At 70.3% G+C, this 1,133-nt stretch carries 2 protein-coding genes; one reads left to right on the plus strand and one right to left on the minus strand.

The features are described 5' to 3' along the window. A partial coding sequence (locus BRAO375_RS19575; protein ID WP_244423225.1) for a DUF2147 domain-containing protein occupies positions 1–281 on the plus strand: 281 nt, incomplete at its 5' end. Positions 282–357: 76 nt separating this feature from the next. Here the strand turns inward: BRAO375_RS19575 and BRAO375_RS19580 are convergent. Beyond that, positions 358–1,133 (minus strand): ATP-binding protein (locus tag BRAO375_RS19580; RefSeq protein WP_035641318.1); only part of this gene is annotated, 776 nt, incomplete at its 5' end.

Here is a 1,133-nt window from a genome sequence, read left to right on the forward strand (position 1 = left end):
ACTCGCCGCTCGGCCTGTGGGCCACCGAGGGCGGCAAGGGCAATGTCGTGATCGAGCCGTGCGGCGCCAACATCTGCGGCTTCGCCGAGAAGACGCGCGAGAAGATCCTGATCAACATGAAGCCGAAGGACAGCAAATGGGTCGGCCGCATCCATGATCCCGACGGCGGCGGCAACTACGACTCCACCATCGTCCTGAAGAACCCGACCACCTTGCGGGTCCAGGGCTGCGCCTTCGGCGGACTGTTCTGCGGCGGCCAGACCTGGAAGCGGATCAGCTGACGCCGCCTCCGTCGTCAGCCGATGCGAGACCCCGCCGGGATCAGTCCCCCCGGCGGGGTCGTTTGCTTGCTGGCTTTCATGCCACCTTGGCCGGGATGGCCGCGACGGCCGGCAGCGCGGCGCGCAGTGGCAGCGACAGCCGCACCCGCAGGCCGCGCGGCGTGTTCGGCATCAGCGCGATGCCGCCGTCGTGCTTCTTCATGATCTCCTGTGCGATCGACAGCCCCAGGCCGAAGCCGCCGGCGGAGCGCGCCTGGTCGAGCTTGACGAACGGCTCCAGCGCGCGCGCCTGCAGCGCCTGCGGAATGCCGGGGCCGTCATCGGCGACCTCGATGGCGATGATCCCGTCCGCAATGCTGTCCAGGCTGACGATCACCTCGCTGCCGTGCTTGACGGCGTTTTCCACCACGTTGGTCACGGCGCGCGACAGCGCCCGCGGCCGGCCCTCGCAGACCAGCCGCTGCGGGCCGCGATAGGTGACGGCGTGGCCGACATCGGCGAAGTCGCAGCAGATCGTCTCCAGCAGGCTCGACAGCTCGATCCGCGCCGGCTGCTCGGCCTTGGTGTCGTCGCGCAGATAGTCGAGCGTCTCGTCGAGCATCCGGCTGACCTGGTCGATATCGCGCAGCATGGCGCTGCGCATGTCGCCCTGCCCGATGCGCTCCGAGCGCAGCCGCAGCCGCGTCAGCGGCGTGCGCAGATCGTGGCTGATCGCCGCCAGCATCCGCGTGCGGTCGTCGAGCAGCGCGCGGATGCGCGCCTGCATCTCGTTCAACGCGTCGGCGACCTGGACGATCTCCTTCGGCCCGCGCCGGCCGAGCGGCTCCTGCGCGCCCGGCGAGCGGCCGAACG

The sequence above is a fragment of the Bradyrhizobium sp. ORS 375 genome (assembly GCF_000239775.1).
Taxonomy (GTDB): Bacteria; Pseudomonadota; Alphaproteobacteria; order Rhizobiales; family Xanthobacteraceae; genus Bradyrhizobium.